This is a genomic window from Exiguobacterium sp. s140 (assembly GCF_018617035.1).
GTDB lineage: Bacteria > Bacillota > Bacilli > Exiguobacteriales > Exiguobacteriaceae > Exiguobacterium > Exiguobacterium profundum.
This window is the reverse complement of record NZ_JACSJK010000001.1, coordinates 1,493,000-1,515,696: the sequence shown is the minus strand read 5'-3', so window position 1 is coordinate 1,515,696 and position 22,697 is coordinate 1,493,000. Positions and strand designations below refer to the sequence as shown.

The following is a 22,697-nucleotide window of genomic DNA, read 5'->3' as shown; positions in this document are numbered from 1 at the left end:
ATAATGAAATTGTGACAATAGCGAAAGGGTGAATCAGCATGATCACGGTGATAATCCTTTTAGGGATGATTTTCTTTTTTATAGCAGGATGGTTACGGGCGGATTTAGTGGCATTGATTGGACTTGTTTGCCTCGTGCTCACACAACAATTGACCCCAGGTGAGGCGATGGCTGGTTTCTCCAATCCGGTCGTCTTGATGATTGCTGGACTGTTCGTGGTCGGAGCGGGATTGTTTCATTCTGGTCTGGCGGAACGGTTGGCTTCTTTGCTTGTTCCATACGCAGGAGGGAATGCGACGCGTTTATTCTATCTGTTTATGTTGACGGTGACGCTCTTGTCGAGTGTCATGTCCAATACGGGGACCGTCGCTTTGCTCATTCCTGTTGTGATGGTAATGGCACGAAAAATCCAACAGTCTACGGATTCTTATCTCATGCCACTCGCCTTTTTTTCAAGCATCGGTGGAACAATGACACTGATTGGGACACCTCCCAATCTCGTTGCGGCAGAAGCACTCCGCGGCCTCGTGGATGAACCGCTCGGATTCTTTTCATTGTTTCCAATTGGTCTGGTCGTGATGGTGATTGGATTGATCTATTTCCGTCTAATCGGGAATCGCTTACTCCATCAAGAAGGGGCGAAACAGTGGTTGAAGACGGAGATAAGTGAGCCATTGCGTCCAAACGTCTATGTGATGTCGATTGCAAAGAGTCATCCGTTAATTGGGAAACAGTTACGTGACCTTTCATGGTCTCATGAAGGGGTTATAGTCTTGAAGGAACGAGTTCATGGACGGCACCATCATGAGACGGCTCATGCGGACACCGTACTACGTGCGGGGGAATTACTTGTCAGCGGTGAGGAACGGCACGTTCAGAACTTTTCTGAAAAAGAACAGATACCATTTGAACCGATTGAGGCCACCCGTGTAGATGATCAAACCGGAGGGGTTCTCCTGTTCACGGTCCCAGGGGTGAGTCGATTAATCGGGAAGCGTATCGGTGAGAGTCAGTTACGTAATCAATTTCATGTCAATGTCTTGAAAGTCATCCGACCACAAGAAGAGATCGCACACGTACGATTGAAAGACACGCCATTGAAACAAGGGGACATGTTGATGGTACAGGGGACATGGGATGATTTAGAGCGGATGGAAAGAGAGACACATGACCTGTTATCAAATGAACGGGTGACCGAGGTAGCCAATCGAGTCGTATCGGGGCGTCATCAGCTTGCAGCAGGCATCATCATGCTCATGTTGTTGCTCCTGTTCATATTCGAATGGGTCGATCCGACCGTTGCCGTATGGATGGCTGCGCTAGCGATGGTGTTGAGTGGGGCCGTCCGACAGATGGACGTCGCCTATCAATCTATTCAATGGTCCTCGCTCGTCTTGATTGCGGCCATGATCCCGGTAGGAACGGCGCTTGAAAAGGCGGGAATCATGGGATGGGTCGTTGAATGGATTGAAAGGACGTTTGCCGACTTTGGTCCTATATGGGTACTCGTCGTCTTATTCGTCTCGACCATGCTCCTTAGTCAAATCATCTCGAATACAGCGACCGCTATTTTGTTTGTCCCCTTAGCGATTGCACTCGCCGAATCGATGACTGTCAGTCCGGTTCCATTCGTCGTTGCGGTCGCCATCTCGGCGTCACTCGCTTTTATGACCCCGTTCGGATCTCCGACAAATGCGATGGTCTTTAGTATCGGTAACTATCGATTTATGGATTTTGTCAAAGTCGGTGTGCCGTTGCAACTCATCACGGGCATTATAGGAATTCTGATGATTCTCATCCTTTTCCCATTTTGAATAGGAGGTTTGGGGACGAGTATCGAAAATAGAGGAATCAGCAGATGAAAGGGGGGACGATGATGAAAAAATGGATGATTGTATTCTTCTGCCTGTTTCTTGTTGCGTGTGGGAAAGAGATGGAAACTGAATCAGAACCGGAGATGACGGAGAACGGGCAGGTGGCCGAAGCGTATCTCGAGGAGCAACAGTACTCGATCGTTTCTTTTGAAGGAGAGCATACGAGTACTTTAACCTTAGAGGAACTGGCAGAGGATCGTGAACGGAACGTTTGGGGACTACAAACCGTATCACCGGATGAATACGTGGGTAAGACCATCTACTACGAAAACTTTACGGTGAAAGATCATCCGATTGGTGAGCAATCTCCCGCCGGTCAGACTGCTGTCTCGGTAATGATCGTGGATGGAAAGGTCATCGGCGGGACATCATTCCCCGTGACAGACGGATCAGGTTTAGGGAACGGATATAGTTTGAGCGGAGAATCGCTTGAAGATATTCACCCCGATCTTCAAGAATGGCAGGATGCGTGGAATAAAAAATATGGTGAATGAAAAAGTAGACCAAGACAATCATTGTCCTGGTCTACTTTTGTTAAGATGCCGTCCCTTTCAGTTTCCCCGGTAATTTGCAACGCTCGAAGTAGATGAGTTGCCCCCGTCGTACGATACGCGCCCCTTTATGCTCATGTCCAGCAGCACGAAGCATGTCGAGCCCTTTTTGTTTAGCCGACTGATCGTCGCTCGCTTCGAACATTTCATTCAATACGAGCGTGCCATCATTTTCAAATCCTGTCACCGTGTATGTTTCCATTCACACGACCCCCTTTTCTTCATTTTAATGAATGGTCATTCATTCTTCAAGAGAAGGTTTTGTCAGTTCGTCGAATGTCAGCTGTCGTGTCGATTCAGTTCGGGGAATCAAATCGGATACGGTCAGTCCGATCAAGCGGACGGGCTCGATGACGTTCATCTCGTCGAAAAGACGTCTGGCAAGTCGTCTAATCTCATCATGGTCATGCGTCGGGTGGTTTAATTTGATTTGATGACTCCGAGCCTGAAACTCGCTCGTCTTTATTTTGATGGTGACCGTTTGACAGCTCAAGTCGCGGCGATCGAGCTGACGCAATACGTCCCCCATCTCTGGGATGACCCGTTCGAACACTTCTTCCGGGTCATCGATATCAAATGCAAACGTCGTTTCTGACCCAATCGACTTACGCTCTCGCGTGGCCACGACAGGACGCGTATCACGTCCGTGTGCCAGTTCATATAGTTGGTGCCCACGATCATGTCCAAAGATGGCTTTCAGTTGCTCAGGACGAGTTTGTTGAAGGTCACCGATCGTATGATAACCACTTTTATAAAGCGTTTGGGCGGTCACTTTTCCGACTCCATGCATGGCTTCGATGGAGAGGGGAGCCAGAAAGGTTGCCACTTCATCGAGCGGAACGACCGTGAGTCCATTTGGTTTCTCAAATCCTGAAGCGATTTTCGCGACAAACTTTGACGGTGCGACTCCGGCAGATGCAGTGAGGCCGGTGCGACGCTTAATCTCGCCTAATATATACCGGGCGATAAAGGGTCCGGATGTACTCAATAACGAATTCTCCGTCACATCGAGGTAAGCCTCATCGAGCGAGAGTGGTTCGACGAGCGGTGTGACCGACTTAAAAATCTCCATCACTTGTGCGCTGACTTGTCGATAGGCCTGAAACCGTGGTTTGACAAACGTCGCATGGGGACACAAGGCAAAAGCGCGACGTGATGACATCGCGCTGTGTACGCCGTATTTCCTCGCCTCATAGGAACATGTCGCGACGACCCCGCGGCTGTGGGGAGGACCTCCGACGATGACGGGCTTTCCTCGTAAGTTAGGACGGTCACGCTGTTCGACAGAGGCATAAAATGCGTCCATGTCCACATGAATGATGAGTCGTTCCATAACATCACCTTTCTTGTGTGAATCACTTTTCTTTCATTATACCGAACTTTTGTTCGTTTTTTGAGATTTTTGTTTTGACCGATGTTTCGTTGAAGTCGTCTGATTCGGAAACTGTAGCAATGACCCGATCCAATTCTTCCGTTTCAGCCACACTTGGATGATGAGCGTGAAGAGAAGAATCATGAGCCAGGCGAATCCATATCCAAGCGGCCATTCCAGTTCAGGCATGTTTTTAAAGTTCATTCCCCAAACCGCACCGAATGCAACGACGGGAGTCGTCAGCGCCGTGAAGACGGTTAGTGCCTTCATGATTTCGTTCCCTCGGAAGTTTGACAGGGTGGAGGCGAGGTCTGTCATCGCAATCACGTCTTCTTGATAATGATTGATGAGTGTCAGCAATCGACTGACTCGATAATCGGCAAGCTGATACGACTTCAACTGCTGTAAATCGATCGTTAAAAAAGCCTCTCGTCCCGCCATGACAAGCTCCTTATATGGGGTGACCGTATCGGACCACCGTTCGATCTCACTTCGAAGACCAAAAATCTCATTCATGAACGTAGCGGGAACTTGTCCCGTCATTTCACGCTGAGCGGCCATCAATCGTTCTTCAAATTCATCGATGCCATGAAAGTAGTTGTTCATCCGTTCGGCAAGCAACTCATAAAACGCCTCGATCGGAGAATCACATTGTTTGGCGAGAACGGACTCATGGTGCAAATCATCAAAGCCGATTGTCCACAAAAAATCAGGTCCAATGAAGTAGTGTCCAATTTTTTGTGGCTCCCGTTCTAACTGTTCATAGTCGAGCGTGAGTGAACCATACATATATCCATTCTCGACGACAATCTTCGTCACATTCGAGGTCGTCAATTGTTCAAGCCAATACGTATAGGCTCGAGCATATTGCTGATCAACATGCACATAATCTTCCGGTCGTGTATACCAATCCCATTCCATCATCCATACCTCCAATTCACTATATTGATAGTATTCCCAAATTGTCAGGAATGTTGGCATCTGTCGCAAACTTTCGTTAAGATGAAAGTACTGAACAAGAGAGAGGTGCTTTCATTGACGACAAAAATCGGTCAGCTCAAAGTGGGCGACACGCTAGACCAATATGTCATGATCAAACAATCGTATAAGGGACTTGCCGGGAACGGAAAACCTTATTTAACATTAATCCTTTGCGACGAGAGTGGTGAAATCGAAACAAAATTATGGGATAGTGCCGATACTGAGAAGTATGCGACGAAAAAAATCGTCCATGCGGCCGGTGAAGTGATGGACTATCGCGGGCGCACCCAGTTGAAACTAAAACAAATTTCGATCATCGAGCAGGAAATAGACATCGCACCGTACGTCCGATCGGCTCCGATTCCGAAGTCAGAGCTCGAGACGACGATTCGTGGATTCATCACGTCACTTCAACACGATGAGATTCGCCGTCTTGTCGAGGAAGTCGTCAATCGTCATGAAGAGGCATACTTCACGTACCCGGCTGCCGTTCGACATCATCACGCGGTCTATTCAGGACTGGCATTTCATGTGATGTCGATGTTGAAGCTCGCGGATACGATGTGTGAACTGTATCCATCCTTGAATCGTGATCTTTTGATTGCGGGTGTGATTTTGCATGATTTGGCGAAAGTCATCGAATTGTCTGATGCGATTACGCCAGAATACACACTCGAAGGAAAATTACTCGGTCATTTGTCACTTATGGCATCGGAGCTTGAAGTCGTGTCACGGGAACTGGGTACGGACCGTGAAGTGACGACACTGTTGCAACATCTCGTCTTAAGCCATCACGGGAAGCCGGAATGGGGCTCTGCGAATACGCCACAGTTGCCTGAAGCGGAGATGTTATTCTTTATTGATAACATTGATGCGCGCATGAATATGTTTGAGAAAGCGTATGAAGGGGTCGAGCCGGGGACATTCACGGAGCGTGTCATGGCACTCGATAACCGTGCCTTCTATCGCCCGAATCTATAATAGATGATCAACGAAAAAGGGGTACTCCATTGCTGGAGCGCCCCTTTGTGATTACTTTTCAGTTGATTCTGCTGCAGGTTCTTCTGAAGACTCGTCTGCGTTTTTAATGGCTTCTTTAACGGCGTCAAATTGTTGTTCTGCTTTTGCATCTTTTACGTCAACGTTGTATTTTTCAATCAACTCCGCGTAAATTTTGTTCGCATCGACAGAAGCTGATTTTTCAGCTGCCAATTCTTCACGAATGCGATCTTTCTCGTCTTCGAGTTTCAAGTCTTTCTCTTTACGGTCTGTCACTTTGATGACATGGAAACCGAACTGAGATTGAACCGGTTCAGAGATTTTACCAACGACATCTTCTTTGAATGCGTACTCTTCGAATTCAGGTACCATCTTACCAGCAGAGAAGAAACCGAGTTCTCCACCTTGTTCTCCTGAACCAGTATCCGTTGATTTTTCTTTCGCAAGTTCAGCGAAGTCTGCACCGTCATTCAACTCTTTGATGATGTCTTGTGCTTCTTCTTCAGTTTCAACGAGGATGTGGCTAGCTTCCACTTCCACGTTCTCTTTTGCGAATTGTGCTTCGATTTCTTCATCGGTCACATCGACAAGTTTCGATTTCGCAGCGTCAACGAGCATTTGTCCGCGAAGCGCTTCTTTAAACTCTTCCGTACCGCTCATACCGGCTTGTTGAATCGCTTGTTCGAACTCTTCTTCTGAGTTGAACTGTTCTTCTGTCTTGCTGAACTCTTCATCTACTTTTTCTTGGTCGACTTGGTCACCGTATTCTTTTTCAAGAAGTGCATTCATCGTCTCTTGGAATGCGAGTTGTGGCACCATGCGGTCGTAGCTCATATCCGCGATTTCACCGCGTGTGATTTCGCCGCCTTTGTATGTGACGACTGCTGAATTATCTGACTCTCCGCCGCCTGCGTTCGTTGCCGCATACGTACCGCCAGCACCGATGATGAGTGCGATTGCAGATGCACCCACGAGTGCGCCAGTTGAGAATTTTTTATCTTGCTTTTTTGGTTCGTTCGTCATTCCGTTTGACATGTATTCCACCCCTAATAATTCTTTAAAGTTTCTAAGTCCGACTATATCACATTTTCCTAATCATGACAGCTGTTCTCTTGTCTGTACAGTATCATAGCATACAATCCTGTCGTATAATGATGAAATAGAATGTGAAATGATGGGGTGAGGGAAGTGTCACTAGAGGAGAAGGTCGAGCATTTAGCCTATCAGATGAAGATCTTACTCGAGATTGTCGATTGGACAGACCGTCCGTTCGAATATGAAGTGATTCGAGCGAATTTGACGAAACAAGAAGTCGAGTCATTTTATCAATTGCTTGAGGAGATTCGGGCGCAGCAAAACGAGCAATTGCGCTACGGATATACGTCCATAGAACCATTGCTCGTCCATTTTGCAGGTATGTTAGATGTGAGACTTGACGTCAAAACGATTCTTGAGGCGTGCGTCCGACAAGGAATCGCATTAGACGTCACAGAACCACTTTATCGGCAGGTCAGGCTTCTTGACTGAGTTCATCCTCATCAGGGCGTCTGCCTGCCTCTTCTGTGATCATTTTTGACGTTTCCGCAAAGATATCCATAAAGTTATCCCCATACAAGCGACGTACGATAGCCGTCATATCTGTTAAGTCAGGGAACTTTCCATATAGTTCTTGAAGCGGAAGGGAAGCGTGGAATACGCCGTTTCCTTCTGGGTCGAATGCGTGAATCGTTTCGAGTAATAACGATTCGCCTTCAGGTGTCAATTGAACGTACGTGTTTCGTTTGTCCGTCTCTTTTTTAGAAAACGTAAGTAATCCACGATCTTCTAACTTCTTCGAGAAGTTGAAAGCAGTCGAGACGTGCATGACGCCATATTTCGCAATTTCTGAAATCGATGCACCGCCTAAAGCGTGGGCAATCCATAAGATGTGATGTTCATTGATATTTAAGTCGAACGGTTTGATCCAGTTTTGCCAGTCTTTTTCGACGGTTTTCCACAAAGCCTTACTCAATTGAATGATTTTGTGGCTATAGAGCATGGCCTCAGGGCCAGTGAATTCTTTTTCGTGTTCCATCTCGATCCATCCTTTCCGGATAAAAAGTCAAATGTAATCGACGGACGATGACCTCAAACACTCACTGTGTTTGATTGACGGTTTTGTCAGTCATAGCAGACTGTACGTTCGAGAGTTCCTGAAGGTTCCCTTGGATGCGCTCGACTGAAGGCTGAATGTCTTGTTGATAGCGTTCGACTTCGGCTTTCACTTGGTCAGTCAATTCTTTTCCTTGTAGTTTTCCTGCGGCGGCAACCTGCGATGCATGTTTCGCCACATTCCCAAATTGTTCTTTTAGCGTAGTGATTGTAGATGCTCGATGTTGTTGAGCAGCGGCATCATTTGCAGTTCCTCGCGCCAGTTTCTTCACCGTGGCGACTCCTAAAAATGCTAAAACAAAGCCGAAAGCAATCCAATCTCGACGTTGGCGACTCGACAATTCATTCCCCTCCTCAAGCTCGGATAATCAGAATTACATTCTTTTCATATTATTTTACCAAAAAAGAGTGATTAAAAACCTATATCGCAAATAAAATTTTTCAGAACATTCATTTTTGACCGAAAAATCATTTTATTTTAAAATACAGGTAAAGGAAGGTGATCCTCAGTGGAGAAAGCGAAGCGTTGGGTAGATGACATGCTTGACCTGTATCTCGCTGCGAAACGACTGGGAGATGACACTTGGGCCGAATCCATTATGAATACACTAGAGGCGGGATACGAGGCGTCGAAGCAAACGGAACAGGCACGTGAAGAATCGATGCGAGAAAAGCGGATGCTTGAAATAGATGCCCGTCTAATAGAATTACGAAAAGAATTTGAACAAGCGACATCTGTCAAGACGCGTCAACAGTTATATGAAGTGGCAATCAAGCTTCAGGTCGAGCGGGCGCAACTAGAAGAGGAACGAAAACGCCATCGTGATTCAATCAATCAATCATAAAAGAGACCCGTCGATGACGGGTCTCTGTCTGTTTATACGTGGGCATGGATGTTCGATGCAAGGGTAGTGAGTTCTTCTGACGTGAAAGCGTCGTTTTGCGTAATCCACTTCGCACCGAATCCATCTTCGTGTCCAAAGCGCGGAATCAAATGGATATGGAAGTGATACACCGTTTGTCCGGCAACTTCCTCGGCATTCGATAAGACGTTCATTCCGATGGCACCCGTTTCACGCTGAATCGCTTTGGCGATGGTAGGGACGCGTTTGAAGACGTCTGCTGCCACGTCTTCTGGCAATTCATATACGTTTTTCGCATGATGTTTCGGGATGACGAGCGTATGTCCTTTCGTCACTTGAGAGAGGTCGAGGAAAGCGACGACCGCTTCGTCTTCATATACCCGATAAGATGGGATTTCTTGTTTTGCGATTTTACAAAAGATACAGGTCGGATCTGTGTGCATCTTCATTCCTCCATTCTTAAATGTCGTTTCTGTTCCATCATAACACGGAAGTTCGGGCGCAAGAACGATAGGAAGCGAGATGGATTCCCTCTATAATAGAAGATAAGTGAGAGCAAAGGAGGTGAGCACATGCCATATACGAGAAGTAGAAAAAAAGAACGGAGTCCGAAAGTCTTTCTGTTGATATCTAGTTTAACGATTTTAGTTGGAGCCATTGTTTTCTATATATATGCATACAAGCCGGCGGCAGAACAAGATAAAATTCACGTCGCATTCAAAGTGGCCTTATTAGAAGAAGACCGTACCTTTTTTGAAGAAAAAGTCGAATATCTTGGAGAACCTTTATCGCGAGCGGAGGCTCTGCGATTCATGGGGTGGTTGAACGCTGAAAAGTCCATTCGAGGAGAGGCCATCGCAGAAGTTGCGAAAGACCGGGCCGACCGAACATCGGGAATGGAGGCGGACGGATTATTTCGTTTGATTGATACGGGGGAAGGGCGATATGGCTTTTCTGACTATCGGATTGAACTACTCCCACAACAAATTGATGTGACCTCGGACGTCCCATTGACGAATATTTGGATTGATAGGCAACAGGTAGGACGGATTGATGAAGCCGATGATACGTTATCGTTTGAACAGATGCCGGGACAATATGATGTCAAAGCGGTAGCGGTGACAAATGGAGAGACGGTCACGGAAACCGAAACGATTCAATTGATATCTTCTAAATCCATTGAGTATGCGCTTATGCCTGAATCGAACGAAGCCATTGCCGGACAATTTGATTTGAAGCGGGCTGAGTTGATTGAAATTGAAGTGGAGGCGCAAACGGGTCATTCACTCGAAACGGTCGATTCGTTAATTGGACAGTCGAGTCAGCAGGTTCAAGAAACGCTTGGTGAACCAGCTGGAAAGCGTGAAGGAAAATGGGACTATGAGCGATTGACTGTCACGTTTAAAGATGAGGAAGTGGAATCGATTCAGGTCGACCTCGATAAACGACCGGATGATTTGATTGCCCTCCTCGGTGAACCGAAAACGAAATCGGAACACCCGCTCGGAACAGAGTGGGATTACGGTCAATCGTTCTTCGAATCATTCTTTACGTTCTTTGGTCTTGAAACCGAAAAACAGTTTATCGAAAAGAACGACACGATGTATTTATTGATCCAATGAAAAAAGAGGGACATTCCGTAATGGAAGCCCCTCCGATACATAATCTTATTTTTTACGCATTGATTTCATAACGAATGATACAATCAAGATCAAAATAATCGCACCGATTAGAGCCGGGATAATCGCGATATCCGCAACGATTGGTCCGAAGTCACCAAAGATAAGTCCACCCAACCATGCACCGATAATCCCCGCGATGATGTTACCAATGATTCCACCTGGTACGTCCTTACCTAAAATCAATCCTGCTAACCAACCGATGATACCCCCGATAATCAAATAAAGAATAAACCCCATAAATCATTCTCCTTCCTCTGTTTTCCCATTGTTCTTTACAACGATTTTGTGGAACAATGGAAGTATTGATGTTTTATTTTAAAATGCCTTACAGTTCAGATTATTCCCATGTGACAACATTTAAAACATATACCACGAAAAAAAGATGAAAATGAAAGGTGTGGTTTTCATGCTGCACGTCGATCGATTGAACGGCGGATATTTCGGTAAACAAGTTTTGCATGACATTTCGTTTGAAGTAAAAAAAGGGGAACTCGTCGGGTTGATAGGGCTAAACGGAGCTGGAAAGTCGACGACAATCAAACACATTTTAGGATTATTGTCACCCCTCTCCGGAAAAATCGAAATTGATGGCGAAACATTAGATTCTTCCGAAAAGAATTATCGTAAGAAAGTGAGTTACATACCGGAGACACCGATTTTGTATGAAACGTTAACGTTGCAAGAACATATTGAATTGATGGGGAAGGCGTACGATGTGAATCCAGACGAGTTGGCTGCGCGAACGAAACGTTTGGCGAAAGAAATGCGGATGGAAAAGCAACTCGCCTGGTTCCCTTCCGTCTTTTCAAAAGGGATGCGTCAAAAAGCGATGATCTTGTGTGCGCTCGTGACGAAAACGCCGCTCTTGATTGTTGATGAACCATTTGTTGGTCTAGACCCACTAGCCATTCGTCAGTTGCTTCAATTATTTGATGAATATAAACAAGATTGCGCGATTTTAATGTCCACCCATATCCTTGAGACGGCGGAGCGGCACTGCGACCGATTCGTCTTCCTTCATCAAGGAGTCGTCATCGCGAGCGGAACAGCGGCCGAGTTGCGCAACGTGTATCGATTGTCGCCTGATGCGACACTTGATGATATATATGTAGAAGCAATCGCTTCGGAGGAACGGTCGTCATGAATCGATTTACAGCAAGGTTCGGAACCTGGATGGAAGAGGTCGTCAAGTACAGCCGCTACGTTGCGAACGGGGGACTGTTGTTCACGCTCTATTTCACCTTGATTTACGGGGCGTTCGTCTACAATAACTTCTTAGAACGAATCGATGGGACATTCCCAGGAACGTGGATTGCCGCGGGGGTCCTATTGCTCATGCCACTCGGTCATCGCCCGCGAACGTTCATTCAAGAGGCGGATCAAGTATTTTTGCTTCCGGAGTTAGGGGATATTCGTTCTTATATGGTGGGGGTACGTTTATTTAATCTCGTGTTTGCTGCATTGCGTGGATTGCTCGTCCTTCTCGTTTTACTACCGCTCCTCGTACGGACAGAGAGTTATACGAGTATCGAAGTGTTATCCGTCGTCGTGACGATGGTCATGTTGTCAGCTGCAGGTCGTTTGGCAAAAGTGGAAGGCGTACGTGAATGGACAATCCTACCGTTTGCGCTCGTGAGCGGCGCTTGTCTTTTAATGGATTGGACAGCGTGGGCATGGGTGCCCGCGTTCATGCCGTTCATTTTCTTACATGTGAAACGAAACGAGCGCATCCCACTCTTACACTGGTTGGTGCTTGAGGAGAAGAGTCGGGCTCAGTTTGAACGAGTGATCAGCTGGTTCGTCGATTTGCCGACCTTGAAAGAAGAGGTTCGAGAGCGCCGGGTGTTGACGCGGCTTCTAGAAAATCGGGTCCTACGGCGCGTAGATGCATCGCGTTACGTGTACGGACTTCGCATTCTCCGTTCGAACGACTCACTTGATTTGATTCTTCGCTTGACAGTGGTGGCGCTCATTGTCATGTGGATGTCGGGAGGATGGTACGTCGGATTGGTCACGCCGCTCTTCGTAGGCTTGACCGCGTTGCAGCTCGTTCCGTTATTTAAACGGTTAGAGGCGGTTTCCATCGTTTCCTGGCTTCCAATCACACGCGATGAGCGAATCGCAGGGTATTCGTGGTGGGCGATGCGACTGCTCGTCATCCAGTCCGTCGTTCTTGCGATTGCATCCATCGCTTTTGGTGCCACATGGGATGCGGCGGTCGGATTGGTCTTGTCTGTCATGGTCACACGCTATTACTTGAATCGATTGAAATAAAAAGAAGGACATCCCGCACAGGATGTCCTTCTCACGTGAGTAGATTATTTTTTAGGTGACATGACCGATACGCTCGAACCGAGAATCTTCGGGAGGCGTCCTGGTTTCTCAGTCGTTTCTTCGACTTCACCGTATGCCGATACACCATGTTCTGCGATGTCGAGGCCGACATCTTCTTGTTCTTCTGTGACACGGAGTCCGATTGTGACATCGAGAAGTTTCAAGAAGGCGTAACTTCCACCGCCGGCGATGACCATCGCGATCAACACACCGAGTGTCTGTACACCGAGCTGTGTCAATCCGCCACCGTAGAAGAGTCCGGCAGAACCGATCCCTGTGATCTCAACGAGTCGAGGCGATGCGAAGAAGCCGAGTGCGAGTGTTCCGATGATTCCAGCGACTCCGTGTACGGAGAAGGCGCAGAGCGGGTCATCCACATACTTCGCCATCAAGATGCTCGTTCCATATGTTGCAACCGATGCGAGTGCCCCAATGACGACGGCTGCCCACGGTTCGACGAACGCACATGCTGCCGTGATGGCGACGAGCGCCCCGAGTACTCCGTTGACGATTGTCGGGATATCTGCCGTCTTCCGATGGAGCATGACGATGGTCAGAGCACCGAGCGCACCAGCTGCTGTGGCGAGCATCGTTGTCAATGCGACGTAACCGAAGAATCCGTCAGCGACCGACATTGTCGAACCGGCGTTAAAGCCGAACCAGCAAAGCCAAAGGACGAGACCGCCCACGACTGTTAACACATGGTTATGACCAGCGAGTGATTCCGTTTTACGACGTGGTTTCAAAATGATTGTTGCCATGAGAGCCGCCATCCCACCTTGAAGGTGAACGACCGCCGAACCTGCGAAGTCTTGCATCCCCATTGATCCGAGCATTCCACCAGCCCATACTGAGCGAGCGACGATTGGATAGAGGATGGCAACGAAGAAGATACCGAACAGAACGTAGGCAGAAAGCTTAGCCCGTTCTGCAAATCCACCCCACGCGATGGCGAGAGAAACTGCAACGAATGATAACTGGAATAAGAACTTGATGTCGATTGAGACGTTCGCCCAGTCGAGGCTTGTGAACGATCCGCTTAAGAAGAATCCTTCTGTCCCAAACCAAGTTGTCCCGTCACCGAACGAGAGGCCGAACCCGACCGCCCAAAAAGCGAGTGCCGCCACAGAGAGGCTGATAATTTGTTTGACCGCGACGTGACCGGCGTTCTTCGCCCGAAGCGTCCCTGTCTCGAGTAATCCGAAACCTAATTGCATCGTCAATACGAGCAATGCAGCGATGAGTACATACAGCGTGTCCATATAATAGAGAATGTCTTCCATGTTCATGCCCTCCTTTTTCTTAGGTGCTTTCCAAAAGTTGACTTCAGTGTAAAACGAAAATTGCATGCTGGATTGCATTTTGTCAGATTATCTGACATAGTTTTTTTATTAAGGAGGCGAGGCTGAATGGACTACAAATCGAAGAAAGTGATCGGGATGGGTGTCGTGACTGAGTTGACGGGACTTTCAGAGCGCCAAATTCGGTATTATGAAGAAAAAGGTCTCGTCTTTCCGGAACGTACAAAAGGTGGTTCACGTAAATATTCTTTCCATGACGTGGAACGTTTAGTCGAAGTGGCGACCAAACTAGAAGATGGATGGCGAATTCAAGATATTAAAGAACGAGAACGACGATTGTCGACGAAACAGCGGGATGATTTGATTCGGGGTCAGTTGAATTCAGCCTTCCGAACATTTCCGACAAAAAAATGACACAAAGAAAACACAATGAAAATGCTTCACATTAGCATAATTCTAATTAATTTCTGTATAATGTTTTTGAGTTCACAAACACGAGAATAAAGAGTGTAGGAGAAATTTAGAGGGGAATGACGCGACGTATGAACGATACTATTTTAAAAGCGTTTAAAGGAGAGGCGACAGACTATGTACCTGTGTGGTATATGCGCCAAGCCGGACGCTACCAACCGGAATATCGAGAGATTAAAAAGACGAGGTCACTATTCGAGATCACGCATGATCCTGAACTTTGTGCATATGTCACGGAACTTCCGGTGAAACAACTCGGAGTCGACGCGGCCATTCTATATAAGGACATTATGACGCCACTTCCGTCTATGGGAGTCGATGTCGAGATCAAGAGCGGGATTGGACCGGTCATCGACAATCCGTATCGAACGATGGAAGATGTGGAACGTTTGAAACCGTTAAACCCGGAAGATATCTCATACGTTTTTGACACGATTCGTCTACTACGGGAACGACTAGAAGTTCCGCTTATCGGCTTCTCAGGCGCACCGTTCACATTGGCGAGCTATATGATCGAAGGGGGACCGTCGCGGAACTACCATCGTACGAAAGCACTCATGTATGCAGAACCGGATGTATGGAATGCATTGATGGAAAAACTCGGCGACATGGTCATCACGTATGCGAAGGCGCAAGCGGATGCCGGCATTCAAGCGTTCCAATTGTTTGATTCGTGGGTCGGGACGCTCAGCCGCAAAGATTATGCACGTTACATCAAACCGACGACGGAGCGTATCTTTAAAGAACTACGTTCACTCGACATTCCACTCATCATGCATGGTGTCGGAGCGAGCCATCAAATCGAAGAATGGCACGACCTTCCACTTGATGTGGTCGGGCTTGACTGGCGCCTGTCGGTACAGGAAGCACGGGACCGTGGTATTACAAAGGCGGTTCAAGGAAATTTAGACCCGTCGTTCTTGTTAGCTCCATGGCCGGTCATCGAAGAGAAGGTTAAGGAAATTTTAGATGAAGGAATGAAACAGCCAGGATACGTCTTCAACTTGGGACATGGGGTGTTCCCTGAAGTCGACCCAGCCGTACTCGTCAAATTGACGGCATTCATTCACGACTACTCACGCGAAAAAATGGGAGGCAACGAATCATGAAAACAGTCGGACTACTTGTCATGGCGTACGGCACACCGTACAAACCAGAAGATATCGAGCGGTATTACACGCACATTCGCTACGGACGCAAACCGTCACCGGAAGCACTCCAAGATTTGACGGAACGTTACGAAGCGATTGGTGGTGTATCTCCACTCGCAAAAATCACAATCGATCAAGCGGAGACGCTTCGTGACATCTTGAACGAGCGTCATGTAGGTGAAATCGAGTTCAAACTGTATATCGGATTGAAGCATATCGAACCGTTCGTAGAAGACGCGGTCGCGCAAATGGCGAACGACGGCATCAAAGAGGCGGTATCGGTTGTCTTAGCACCTCATTACTCGTCATATAGCGTCAAATCATACAACGGACGTGCTCATGAAGAAGCAGCGAAGTATGGCATCGACATTCGTTCGGTAGAGTCGTGGTATGATGAGCCGAAGTTTATCAAATGGTGGGCGAATGCGATTAACGATACGTATGCGTCATTGCCTGTACCGGCTGAAAAGACATGTCTCATCGTTTCAGCGCATAGTCTTCCTGAGAAAATCTTGGCTGGTGGCGACCCGTATCCGGATCAGTTGAAAGAAACAGCTGATAAAATTGCCATTGAGACAGGCGTCCCGCATTATGAGATTGGTTGGCAGTCAGAAGGAAACACGCCGGACCCATGGATTGGACCAGATGTCCAAGATTTGACGGCTGAACTTTATGAAAAGCATGGCTACGAGGCGTTCGTCTATACGCCGGTCGGCTTTGTTGCAGACCATCTCGAAGTATTGTTCGATAACGACGTCGAGTGTAAAGTTGTCTGTGACCGCCTCGGTGTTCACTACGCACGTCCGGCTATGCCAAATGCAGAGCGAAGCTTCATCGAAGCCATCGCGGATCGAATGGAAAGCGTGATTGTGCATCATGCGTAAATTCACGATTGTCGGTGGTGGGATCACAGGTCTCACCGCCGCTTTTTATGCAGAGCGTTATTTGCCGGAAGACGTGACCATCACGTTGCTCGAGGCGACGGATCGCCTCGGAGGAAAGATTGATACGTATGAAACGGGCGAGTTTGCGGTGGAACGTGGTCCGGACTCGTATGTCTTTCGTAAGACTGCGATGACAGAATTGATTGAAGACGTCGGTTTAGGCGATGAACTCGTTCGCAATGGAGTCGGTCAAGCTTACGTTCTTCATCATGACGGGCTCCACCCGATTCCGAAACAGACGGTGATGGGGATCCCGCTCGACGTCAATGCGTTTCGTGAGACGACGTTGCTCTCGGAGGAAGAGCATGAGGACTTGAAGCAGATGTTGCTGTCCCCTCCAGATGTAAAAGCGCCAGACTCGGACGTCTCACTCGGCCTCTACCTTCGTGAGCGTGTCGGGGACCCAATCGTCGACCGATTGATTGAACCGTTACTCTCTGGTATCTATGCTGGAGACATCGATCAAATGAGTGCGATGTCGACATTCCCGCAGTTCATTGAGGGAGAAAAGAAATACGGCAACTTGTATGAAGGGATGCGACACTTACGACCGGAACAACGAGTCGCAGAAGTCGGAGCAAAGAAGGTCGGTCAGTTCGCTTCGTTGAAACGTGGACTCAAATCACTGACAGACCGCTTGGCAGAACGGTTGGAACGTACTGAAATCGTATTAAACTGTTCCGTCGAACAAGTATCCGAACGTGAGGACGGGTACTGTCTCTTCACGAGTCGCGGAGATATCGACACGGACCATCTCGTGTTGACGGTCCCACCGCGCCTCATTCGTCAGTTCCTCCCGAAAGTCGACAGTGACTTTTTGGCGGACATGAAGCCACATGCGACGGCCACATGCTCGCTTGTCTTCAAAGAAGAAGATATTGAGCTTCCGTTCGTCGGGACAGGGTTCGTGACGAGTCAAGAAGCGGATGTGACGATCACGGCATGTACGTTCATCGACCAGAAATGGCCGCATGCGGTGCCGGAAGGATATCACGTCCTTCGTGTCTTTTTAGGTCGTCCGGGGGCAGATGATATCGTCGAAGCATCCGATGAAGAAATCATCGAGACGGCATTACACGATCTCCGTGGCCTGATGCGCATTCATCGTGAACCGGTTCAAACCGTCGTTAGTCGACTCCGTGATGGACTGCCTCCTTATGCGGTCTTTCATGCGGACCGTGTCAAAGCACTCCGAGCCGAGATGAGCCGGGTATATCCAGGCGTCATTCTCGCCGGAATCGCCTATGACGGAATTGGGATGCCGGACTGTGTGAAGAGTATTCGGGAACAAGTGAAGGCATTGCGTGAAAAAAATTGAGATTTGATGAAGGGAGGGTTCGGATTGTTCCGCAACCCTCTCTTTTTGTTATAGTTAGAAGCGAAAGAGAAAAAGGAGTGATGGAAGATGGCAACGTATAAACTTTTTGTATCAGACATGGACGGTACGATTTTGCACAACCACACCAAAATCGCGGATGAGACAGCGGAGATCGTTCGTGAAGCAGAGGCGGCAGGAATTCGCTTTGCGATTGCGACGGGGCGCAACTATGTGAATGCGAAACAGATTTTAGACGAGGTCGGACTCTCTTGCCCAATCGTATCGTCGAATGGGGGACGCGTGCTCGACACGTCGGGAGAAGTCCTTCACGAAATCGATTTGACGATTGATGAGGCGCTTCAAGTCATCAATGTCCTTCATCAAGATGACAAGTATGCGGACGTCTTTTACGAAACGTACACAGAAGCGGGACTCATAGCGAGCCGTGGCGACTTGATTGAAGCGTCGATGAAAAACTTGAAAGCGAATGGTGACGACCGCTCGCTCGAGATGTACGAATTCTTTAAGAATCGCTATTACGTCAATGAAGACGTCAAAATTGTTGATGACATTGAGAACTTTATCCGAGAAGAAGCGGGACGTGTCTATAAGTTCATCGCGTTCTCAAGTCATCTCGAGAAGATGAACGGGCTTTGGAAAGAAATCGAAGACCAAGTCGAAGGAGTGTATGTCACGTCTTCAGGCAATGACAACATCGAAGTGATGGCACACGGTGCAGATAAAGGGAACGGTGTGACAAAACTTGCTGAACACTATGGCATCGATTTATCTGAGGTCGTCGTGATCGGGGATAACTTGAACGACGTTCCGATGTTCAAAGTAGCCGGTAAAGGGATTGCGATGGCCAATAGCCACGAAGACTTGATTGCCATCAGCGACCACGTCACCGAACGCCATGATGAGTATGGTGTGGCGAACGCATTGAAGCGCGTGATGACAGGTGAGTGGAAGTAAAAGATTTGTCGAGGACTCGTCTCGTTTCGTATAATACGATTAACGAACATCCGACTAGGAGGAAATAAACTGTGAAATTTATTTTTAATCCGGATATCCGCGACCCGAAGATTAACTTGGCGGTTGAAGAGTATATCCTTAAACATCTGAACGTCGATCATGAAGATTACTTCCTGTTCTATATTAACGGTCCGTCCATCATCATCGGGAAGAACCAAAACACATCAGAAGAAGTCAACTTGAAGTACATCGAAGAGAATGGCATCGATGTCGTTCGACGTCTCTCTGGTGGCGGCGCCGTCTATCACGATGAAGGGAACTTGAACTTCAGCTTCATCACAAAAGACGATGGCAACTCGTTCAATAACTATAAGAAGTTCACACAACCGATTGTGGATGCGCTTCGTAACCTCGGTGTCGAGGCAGAACTGACGGGTCGTAACGACATTCAGGTCGGTGAGCGTAAAATTAGCGGGAACGCCCAATTCACGACGCGTGGACGCATGTTCAGCCACGGGACGCTCATGTTCAACTCGAACATCGAAGAGGTCGTGAACTCGCTTAACGTCTCGGAAGAGAAAATGCGTTCAAAAGGAATCAAGTCCGTTCGTAGCCGTGTGGCGAACATCACTGAATTTTTAGAGCGTGAGATGGAGATGGAACATTTCGTCGAGGCGCTCCTCCATTCGATTTATGATGGAGAACAACCGGAACGCTATGTACTTCGTGACGAGGATTGGGAAATCGTCCATGATATCTCGAAAGAACGCTATGCGAACTGGGACTGGAACTTTGGGAAGTCACCGAAGTTCGACGTTGAGTCGAAGCGTCGTTTCCCAATCGGAACGATCGATGTCCGCTTGAACGTCAACAAAGGGACGATCACAGAAGCGAAAATTTACGGAGATTTCTTTGGTGTCGGTGACATCCAAGACGTCGAGCAAGCGCTCGTTGGGACGCGTTTCGAACGTGCGGCCATCCGTGAGCAATTGATGCAACTCGATTTGAAACATTACTTCGGAAATGTCGAGCTCGAGGAATTAGTCGATTTAATTAGTTAAGTTAGTCATGGCGGTCTCTACGGAGGTCGCCTTTTTTTGGCAGTTTCGTGAACGTTGATCATACGGATTGCGCCTCGATGGGAGAAGGCGTATCATAATTTGTGCAAGCGCTTTCGTAGCGGCTGATTAAAAATAGGAGGAATCACTATGTATCGAAGGCTCAGTGAATGGATGGACCCGAGTCGGATGTGGGTGACGGAACAATCAACGTTTGAACGTGCGATGATGGCGGTAGGTCTTGAGTTGGAACGAAAAGGCATGGTCAGTTCTTCATTTACGCGAGTCGTTCTCGATCAAGAAACAATCATTCCTTCTGGGGTGAGTGATGTCGCTGTACCGGTTGCGGTCATTGATGTTCCTATCTCTATAGCGAAACGAGATGGTATTTCCCTGCTTCATCTGTTGAATCCATGTGAAGTAAAAACCATCACGGGAGAAACGATTCAAGCGAAAGCGATATTATTGATTACGGCTACGAATGAATCAAAAAAACAGGGCTATCATAAACTGATTGATGATTTGCTCATGGATGATGAATCCCTTCAAGCGCTCGTACACGTGAAAAGTCGCGCCGGATTGTTCCACTTACAGGCGAACTTTTTGGAAGCGTTTTCTTATTGAAACATTTCATGTACAATAGAAGTAATTGAAAAGAGCGCGGACAACGTGCTCTTTTTTATGGCTCAAAAGTGAATCATCATTCATTTAAAGGGGGATTACCATGGCAAACTTAGTCAAGTCACTACAAGAAGTAGTGATGGCTCACCCGCAGAAAGCAGCGTATGTGTTTGGGGAAGACACGGTGAGTTACGGACAGTTTTATGGGCAAGTCAAGGCGATGGCGTCGACACTTGAGCAAAAAGGAATTGGACAAGGCGATCACGTCGCCCTCGTTCTCGGAAACAGTCCTGCGTTCCTGATTGCATATTTCGCTGTGTTGTCACGTGGAGGGGTCGTCATTCCGATCAACCCTACATACACGCCTGATGAAATGGCCTACATTCTGCTTGATGGGGATGTAAAAGGGATTGTTGGCTTATCACCGCTCGTCGCACAGGCGGAAGCGGCACTCACGAAGTTGCCTCACTTAAAACTCGTGATTTCCGTTCCATATGCCGATGTTCCGGCATTGAAGCGGGAAGGGACGATTGAATTCATCCCATTCGCAGAAGCGTTTGCTGAAACAGAAGGGACGTTCATCGAAGTGGACGAGGATGAAGTTGCCGTCATCCTTTATACGAGTGGGACGACCGGAAAACCGAAAGGAGCTCTCCTCACCCATCGAAACTTGTTCTCAAACGCACATTCGATCGGAGAGTATTTAGACATCACTCCAGAGGATAAGGCATTGGCGGCATTGCCGATGTTCCACGTGTTCTGTTTGACGGTCATCGTCAATGCACCACTCCTCCGAGGGGCGACGATTGTCATCTTACCGAAGTTCTCACCACAAGATGTGTTCGATCTAGTACCAAAGCACCGTGTGACGTTATTTGCCGGTGTGCCGACGATGTACAATTTCTTGTTACAGACGGCAATGAAAGTACCGGCCTACACGTCTGCATTGAAGCATGTTCGCGTGTTCGTCTCAGGCGGAGCAAGCTTACCGGTTCAATTGCTCGAGTCGTTTGAGCAGATGTTCGAGTGCAAGATTCTTGAAGGATACGGTCTGTCGGAGGCGTCACCGGTCACCTGCTTCAACCCGCTCCATGGCGAGCGTAAAGCCGGGTCAATCGGCCCTTCCATCGTTCATGTCGAAAATAAAGTCGTCGACGAGCTTGGGGAAGAAGTCGGCGTCGGTGAAGTCGGAGAGTTGATTGTACGAGGCCCGAACGTCATGAAAGGGTATTACAAATTACCGGAAGAAACGATGATGACACTTCGGGACGGATGGCTCTATACGGGCGATTTGGCTCGACGTGACGAGGATGGTTACTTCTATATCGTCGACCGGAAGAAGGATATGGTCATCGTCGGGGGATATAACGTATACCCTCGTGAGGTAGAGGAAGTATTGTATCAACATCCGGATATCGTCGAAGCTGCCGTCATCGGTGTACCGGATGCGGAGCAAGGAGAAGCGGTGAAGGCATTCGTTGTCACGAAACATGACGGTGTCACGAAAGAAGAGATCCGTGCATATACACAAACAAAGTTAGCGAAATATAAGCAGCCGACTTATATTGAGATTATCGAGGAACTTCCGCGAAACATGACTGGAAAGATTTTACGAACGGTCTTGAAGAGCGAAGCGTTTCAAAATAGTTGAGTAGAGAGGGGCGACTACGAGTCGTTCCTTTTTTATCTTTTCGTTTGACACAGTTAGGGGGTAGGGGTATATTAGTGGTGAGGTGATCAACATGGATGAATTTATGCATGACCAACCACTCGTTCCGCGTGATGATGCCGAACGGGAGGCACTCGGGAAACGTCTAAAACGAATCGAAGGACAAGTCCGAGGGATTCAAAAAATGGTCGAGAACGACCGCTATTGTGTCGATATTTTGACTCAGACGTCAGCCATTCAGGCCGCTCTGAAGCAAGTCGAGATGCAACTGTTAGAGCGTCATATGCGCAAGTGTTTGGTTCACGCAAGCGAGACGGAAAACATGGAACCTTACATTGATGAGTTGATGACGATCGTCAGCCGCATCAAAAAATAAGGAGGG

26 protein-coding genes are annotated in these 22,697 nt (G+C 47.8%); 17 read left to right on the top strand and 9 right to left on the bottom strand.

The genetic code is table 11. The features are described from left to right. The first annotated feature begins 38 nt into the window (after positions 1–38). Positions 39–1,814, top strand: coding sequence for an SLC13 family permease (locus KNO61_RS07805; protein ID WP_214872890.1), 1,776 nt, complete (start codon positions 39–41; stop codon positions 1,812–1,814). Positions 1,815–1,876: 62 nt separating this feature from the next. Beyond that, positions 1,877–2,368, top strand: a complete 492-nt coding sequence (locus KNO61_RS07800; protein WP_214811566.1) for a hypothetical protein — start codon at positions 1,877–1,879, stop codon at positions 2,366–2,368. Positions 2,369–2,408: 40 nt separating this feature from the next. On the opposite strand, the gene KNO61_RS07795 is transcribed toward KNO61_RS07800, so the two are convergent. The 3 genes from KNO61_RS07795 to KNO61_RS07785 are packed head-to-tail and all read right to left on the bottom strand — an operon-like array spanning position 2,409 to position 4,718. Continuing rightward, positions 2,409–2,627, bottom strand: a complete 219-nt coding sequence (locus KNO61_RS07795; RefSeq protein WP_015880927.1) for a YhzD family protein — start codon at positions 2,625–2,627, stop codon at positions 2,409–2,411. A gap of 39 nt (positions 2,628–2,666) precedes the next feature. Continuing rightward, positions 2,667–3,758, bottom strand: a complete 1,092-nt coding sequence (gene dinB, locus KNO61_RS07790) for a DNA polymerase IV (RefSeq protein WP_214872889.1) — start codon at positions 3,756–3,758, stop codon at positions 2,667–2,669. A gap of 36 nt (positions 3,759–3,794) precedes the next feature. Next, positions 3,795–4,718 carry a magnesium transporter CorA family protein gene (locus KNO61_RS07785; protein WP_214689359.1) on the bottom strand — a complete coding sequence of 308 codons (924 nt, stop codon included), beginning with the start codon at positions 4,716–4,718 and terminating at the stop codon, positions 3,795–3,797. Positions 4,719–4,799: 81 nt separating this feature from the next. On the opposite strand from KNO61_RS07785, the gene KNO61_RS07780 reads away from it, so the two are divergent. Continuing rightward, positions 4,800–5,759: an HD domain-containing protein gene (locus KNO61_RS07780; RefSeq protein ID WP_078146417.1), complete on the top strand. Its 960-nt coding sequence runs from the start codon at positions 4,800–4,802 to the stop codon at positions 5,757–5,759. A 51-nt stretch (positions 5,760–5,810) separates the two neighbouring features. Here KNO61_RS07780 and KNO61_RS07775 read toward each other — a convergent pair whose 3' ends face one another. Next, positions 5,811–6,812: a peptidylprolyl isomerase gene (locus KNO61_RS07775; RefSeq protein WP_214689357.1), complete on the bottom strand. Its 1,002-nt coding sequence runs from the start codon at positions 6,810–6,812 to the stop codon at positions 5,811–5,813. 153 nt (positions 6,813–6,965) lie between these two features. On the opposite strand from KNO61_RS07775, the gene KNO61_RS07770 reads away from it, so the two are divergent. After that, complete coding sequence (locus KNO61_RS07770) at positions 6,966–7,304, top strand: DUF1878 family protein (RefSeq protein WP_237708238.1); 339 nt, start codon at positions 6,966–6,968, stop codon at positions 7,302–7,304. Here the strand turns inward: KNO61_RS07770 and KNO61_RS07765 are convergent. Next, a complete protein-coding gene (locus tag KNO61_RS07765) occupies positions 7,288–7,851 on the bottom strand; it encodes an HTH-type transcriptional regulator Hpr (protein ID WP_078146419.1) in 564 nt (187 codons plus the stop codon). The genes KNO61_RS07770 and KNO61_RS07765 overlap by 17 nt on opposite strands. 61 nt (positions 7,852–7,912) lie before the next feature. After that, on the bottom strand, positions 7,913–8,269 hold the full coding sequence (locus KNO61_RS07760) for a hypothetical protein (protein ID WP_015880934.1): 357 nt from the start codon (positions 8,267–8,269) through the stop codon (positions 7,913–7,915). Between the two features lie 168 nt (positions 8,270–8,437). Between KNO61_RS07760 and KNO61_RS07755 the strand changes: the two genes are divergently transcribed. Then, a complete protein-coding gene (locus tag KNO61_RS07755) occupies positions 8,438–8,773 on the top strand; it encodes a hypothetical protein (protein WP_214758443.1) in 336 nt (111 codons plus the stop codon). Between the two features lie 32 nt (positions 8,774–8,805). Here the strand turns inward: KNO61_RS07755 and KNO61_RS07750 are convergent, their stop codons facing one another. Continuing rightward, a complete protein-coding gene (locus KNO61_RS07750) occupies positions 8,806–9,234 on the bottom strand; it encodes an HIT family protein (RefSeq protein ID WP_015880936.1) in 429 nt (142 codons plus the stop codon). Between the two features lie 129 nt (positions 9,235–9,363). Here KNO61_RS07750 and KNO61_RS07745 point away from each other — a divergent pair, with 129 nt between their 5' ends. After that, on the top strand, positions 9,364–10,413 hold the full coding sequence (locus KNO61_RS07745) for a hypothetical protein (RefSeq protein WP_214872888.1): 1,050 nt from the start codon (positions 9,364–9,366) through the stop codon (positions 10,411–10,413). Between the two features lie 45 nt (positions 10,414–10,458). On the opposite strand, the gene KNO61_RS07740 is transcribed toward KNO61_RS07745, so the two are convergent. Continuing rightward, a complete protein-coding gene (locus tag KNO61_RS07740) occupies positions 10,459–10,710 on the bottom strand; it encodes a GlsB/YeaQ/YmgE family stress response membrane protein (RefSeq protein WP_031421191.1) in 252 nt (83 codons plus the stop codon). Positions 10,711–10,879: 169 nt separating this feature from the next. On the opposite strand from KNO61_RS07740, the gene KNO61_RS07735 reads away from it, so the two are divergent. Both KNO61_RS07735 and KNO61_RS07730 read left to right on the top strand, forming a co-directional pair. Further along, on the top strand, positions 10,880–11,617 hold the full coding sequence (locus KNO61_RS07735; RefSeq protein WP_251024805.1) for an ABC transporter ATP-binding protein: 738 nt from the start codon (positions 10,880–10,882) through the stop codon (positions 11,615–11,617). Then, on the top strand, positions 11,614–12,747 hold the full coding sequence (locus tag KNO61_RS07730; protein ID WP_078146423.1) for an ABC transporter permease: 1,134 nt from the start codon (positions 11,614–11,616) through the stop codon (positions 12,745–12,747). Before KNO61_RS07735 ends, KNO61_RS07730 begins: the two co-directional genes overlap by 4 nt. Positions 12,748–12,791: 44 nt before the next feature. Here KNO61_RS07730 and KNO61_RS07725 read toward each other — a convergent pair whose 3' ends face one another. Continuing rightward, positions 12,792–14,096: an ammonium transporter gene (locus KNO61_RS07725; protein WP_240499790.1), complete on the bottom strand. Its 1,305-nt coding sequence runs from the start codon at positions 14,094–14,096 to the stop codon at positions 12,792–12,794. Between the two features lie 120 nt (positions 14,097–14,216). Here KNO61_RS07725 and KNO61_RS07720 point away from each other — a divergent pair, with 120 nt between their 5' ends. The 9 genes from KNO61_RS07720 (at position 14,217) to KNO61_RS07680 (ending at position 22,691) form a co-directional block, all read left to right on the top strand. Then, a complete protein-coding gene (locus tag KNO61_RS07720) occupies positions 14,217–14,522 on the top strand; it encodes a MerR family transcriptional regulator (RefSeq protein WP_214872887.1) in 306 nt (101 codons plus the stop codon). A gap of 116 nt (positions 14,523–14,638) precedes the next feature. After that, on the top strand, positions 14,639–15,688 hold the full coding sequence (gene hemE, locus KNO61_RS07715; RefSeq protein WP_015880943.1) for a uroporphyrinogen decarboxylase: 1,050 nt from the start codon (positions 14,639–14,641) through the stop codon (positions 15,686–15,688). Continuing rightward, entirely contained in the window at positions 15,685–16,614 is a 930-nt protein-coding gene (gene hemH / locus KNO61_RS07710) for a ferrochelatase (protein WP_078146425.1), read from the top strand. The genes hemE and hemH overlap by 4 nt, the downstream gene beginning before the upstream one ends. Then, positions 16,607–17,992 carry a protoporphyrinogen oxidase gene (gene hemG / locus KNO61_RS07705; protein WP_214872886.1) on the top strand — a complete coding sequence of 462 codons (1,386 nt, stop codon included), beginning with the start codon at positions 16,607–16,609 and terminating at the stop codon, positions 17,990–17,992. The genes hemH and hemG overlap by 8 nt, the downstream gene beginning before the upstream one ends. Positions 17,993–18,079: 87 nt before the next feature. After that, positions 18,080–18,967 carry a Cof-type HAD-IIB family hydrolase gene (locus tag KNO61_RS07700; protein ID WP_214872885.1) on the top strand — a complete coding sequence of 296 codons (888 nt, stop codon included), beginning with the start codon at positions 18,080–18,082 and terminating at the stop codon, positions 18,965–18,967. Between the two features lie 71 nt (positions 18,968–19,038). After that, positions 19,039–20,028, top strand: coding sequence for a lipoate--protein ligase (gene lplA / locus KNO61_RS07695; protein WP_015880947.1), 990 nt, complete (start codon positions 19,039–19,041; stop codon positions 20,026–20,028). Positions 20,029–20,175: 147 nt separating this feature from the next. Further along, entirely contained in the window at positions 20,176–20,649 is a 474-nt protein-coding gene (locus KNO61_RS07690) for a PTS sugar transporter subunit IIA (protein ID WP_214872883.1), read from the top strand. A gap of 100 nt (positions 20,650–20,749) precedes the next feature. After that, positions 20,750–22,297 carry a long-chain-fatty-acid--CoA ligase gene (locus tag KNO61_RS07685; RefSeq protein WP_214872881.1) on the top strand — a complete coding sequence of 516 codons (1,548 nt, stop codon included), beginning with the start codon at positions 20,750–20,752 and terminating at the stop codon, positions 22,295–22,297. Between the two features lie 91 nt (positions 22,298–22,388). After that, a complete protein-coding gene (locus tag KNO61_RS07680; protein WP_015880950.1) occupies positions 22,389–22,691 on the top strand; it encodes a metal-sensitive transcriptional regulator in 303 nt (100 codons plus the stop codon). Positions 22,692–22,697: the final 6 nt, after the last annotated feature.

Bases quoted from the DNA above. Each gene is read 5' to 3' on its own strand.
- KNO61_RS07805 (WP_214872890.1), top strand. From the start codon at position 39: ATGATCACGGTGATAATCCTTTTAGGGATGATTTTCTTTTTTATAGCA.
- KNO61_RS07800 (WP_214811566.1), top strand. From the start codon at position 1,877: ATGAAAAAATGGATGATTGTATTCTTCTGCCTGTTTCTTGTTGCGTGT.
- KNO61_RS07795 (WP_015880927.1), bottom strand. From the start codon at position 2,627: ATGGAAACATACACGGTGACAGGATTTGAAAATGATGGCACGCTCGTA.
- dinB (WP_214872889.1), bottom strand. From the start codon at position 3,758: ATGGAACGACTCATCATTCATGTGGACATGGACGCATTTTATGCCTCT.
- KNO61_RS07785 (WP_214689359.1), bottom strand. From the start codon at position 4,718: ATGGAATGGGATTGGTATACACGACCGGAAGATTATGTGCATGTTGAT.
- KNO61_RS07780 (WP_078146417.1), top strand. From the start codon at position 4,800: ATGAAAGTACTGAACAAGAGAGAGGTGCTTTCATTGACGACAAAAATC.
- KNO61_RS07775 (WP_214689357.1), bottom strand. From the start codon at position 6,812: ATGTCAAACGGAATGACGAACGAACCAAAAAAGCAAGATAAAAAATTC.
- KNO61_RS07765 (WP_078146419.1), bottom strand. From the start codon at position 7,851: ATGGAACACGAAAAAGAATTCACTGGCCCTGAGGCCATGCTCTATAGC.
- KNO61_RS07750 (WP_015880936.1), bottom strand. From the start codon at position 9,234: ATGCACACAGATCCGACCTGTATCTTTTGTAAAATCGCAAAACAAGAA.
- KNO61_RS07745 (WP_214872888.1), top strand. From the start codon at position 9,364: ATGCCATATACGAGAAGTAGAAAAAAAGAACGGAGTCCGAAAGTCTTT.
- KNO61_RS07740 (WP_031421191.1), bottom strand. From the start codon at position 10,710: ATGGGGTTTATTCTTTATTTGATTATCGGGGGTATCATCGGTTGGTTA.
- KNO61_RS07735 (WP_251024805.1), top strand. From the start codon at position 10,880: ATGCTGCACGTCGATCGATTGAACGGCGGATATTTCGGTAAACAAGTT.
- KNO61_RS07730 (WP_078146423.1), top strand. From the start codon at position 11,614: ATGAATCGATTTACAGCAAGGTTCGGAACCTGGATGGAAGAGGTCGTC.
- KNO61_RS07725 (WP_240499790.1), bottom strand. From the start codon at position 14,096: ATGAACATGGAAGACATTCTCTATTATATGGACACGCTGTATGTACTC.
- KNO61_RS07720 (WP_214872887.1), top strand. From the start codon at position 14,217: ATGGACTACAAATCGAAGAAAGTGATCGGGATGGGTGTCGTGACTGAG.
- hemE (WP_015880943.1), top strand. From the start codon at position 14,639: ATGACGCGACGTATGAACGATACTATTTTAAAAGCGTTTAAAGGAGAG.
- hemH (WP_078146425.1), top strand. From the start codon at position 15,685: ATGAAAACAGTCGGACTACTTGTCATGGCGTACGGCACACCGTACAAA.
- hemG (WP_214872886.1), top strand. From the start codon at position 16,607: ATGCGTAAATTCACGATTGTCGGTGGTGGGATCACAGGTCTCACCGCC.
- KNO61_RS07700 (WP_214872885.1), top strand. From the start codon at position 18,080: ATGGCAACGTATAAACTTTTTGTATCAGACATGGACGGTACGATTTTG.
- KNO61_RS07690 (WP_214872883.1), top strand. From the start codon at position 20,176: ATGTATCGAAGGCTCAGTGAATGGATGGACCCGAGTCGGATGTGGGTG.
- KNO61_RS07685 (WP_214872881.1), top strand. From the start codon at position 20,750: ATGGCAAACTTAGTCAAGTCACTACAAGAAGTAGTGATGGCTCACCCG.
- KNO61_RS07680 (WP_015880950.1), top strand. From the start codon at position 22,389: ATGGATGAATTTATGCATGACCAACCACTCGTTCCGCGTGATGATGCC.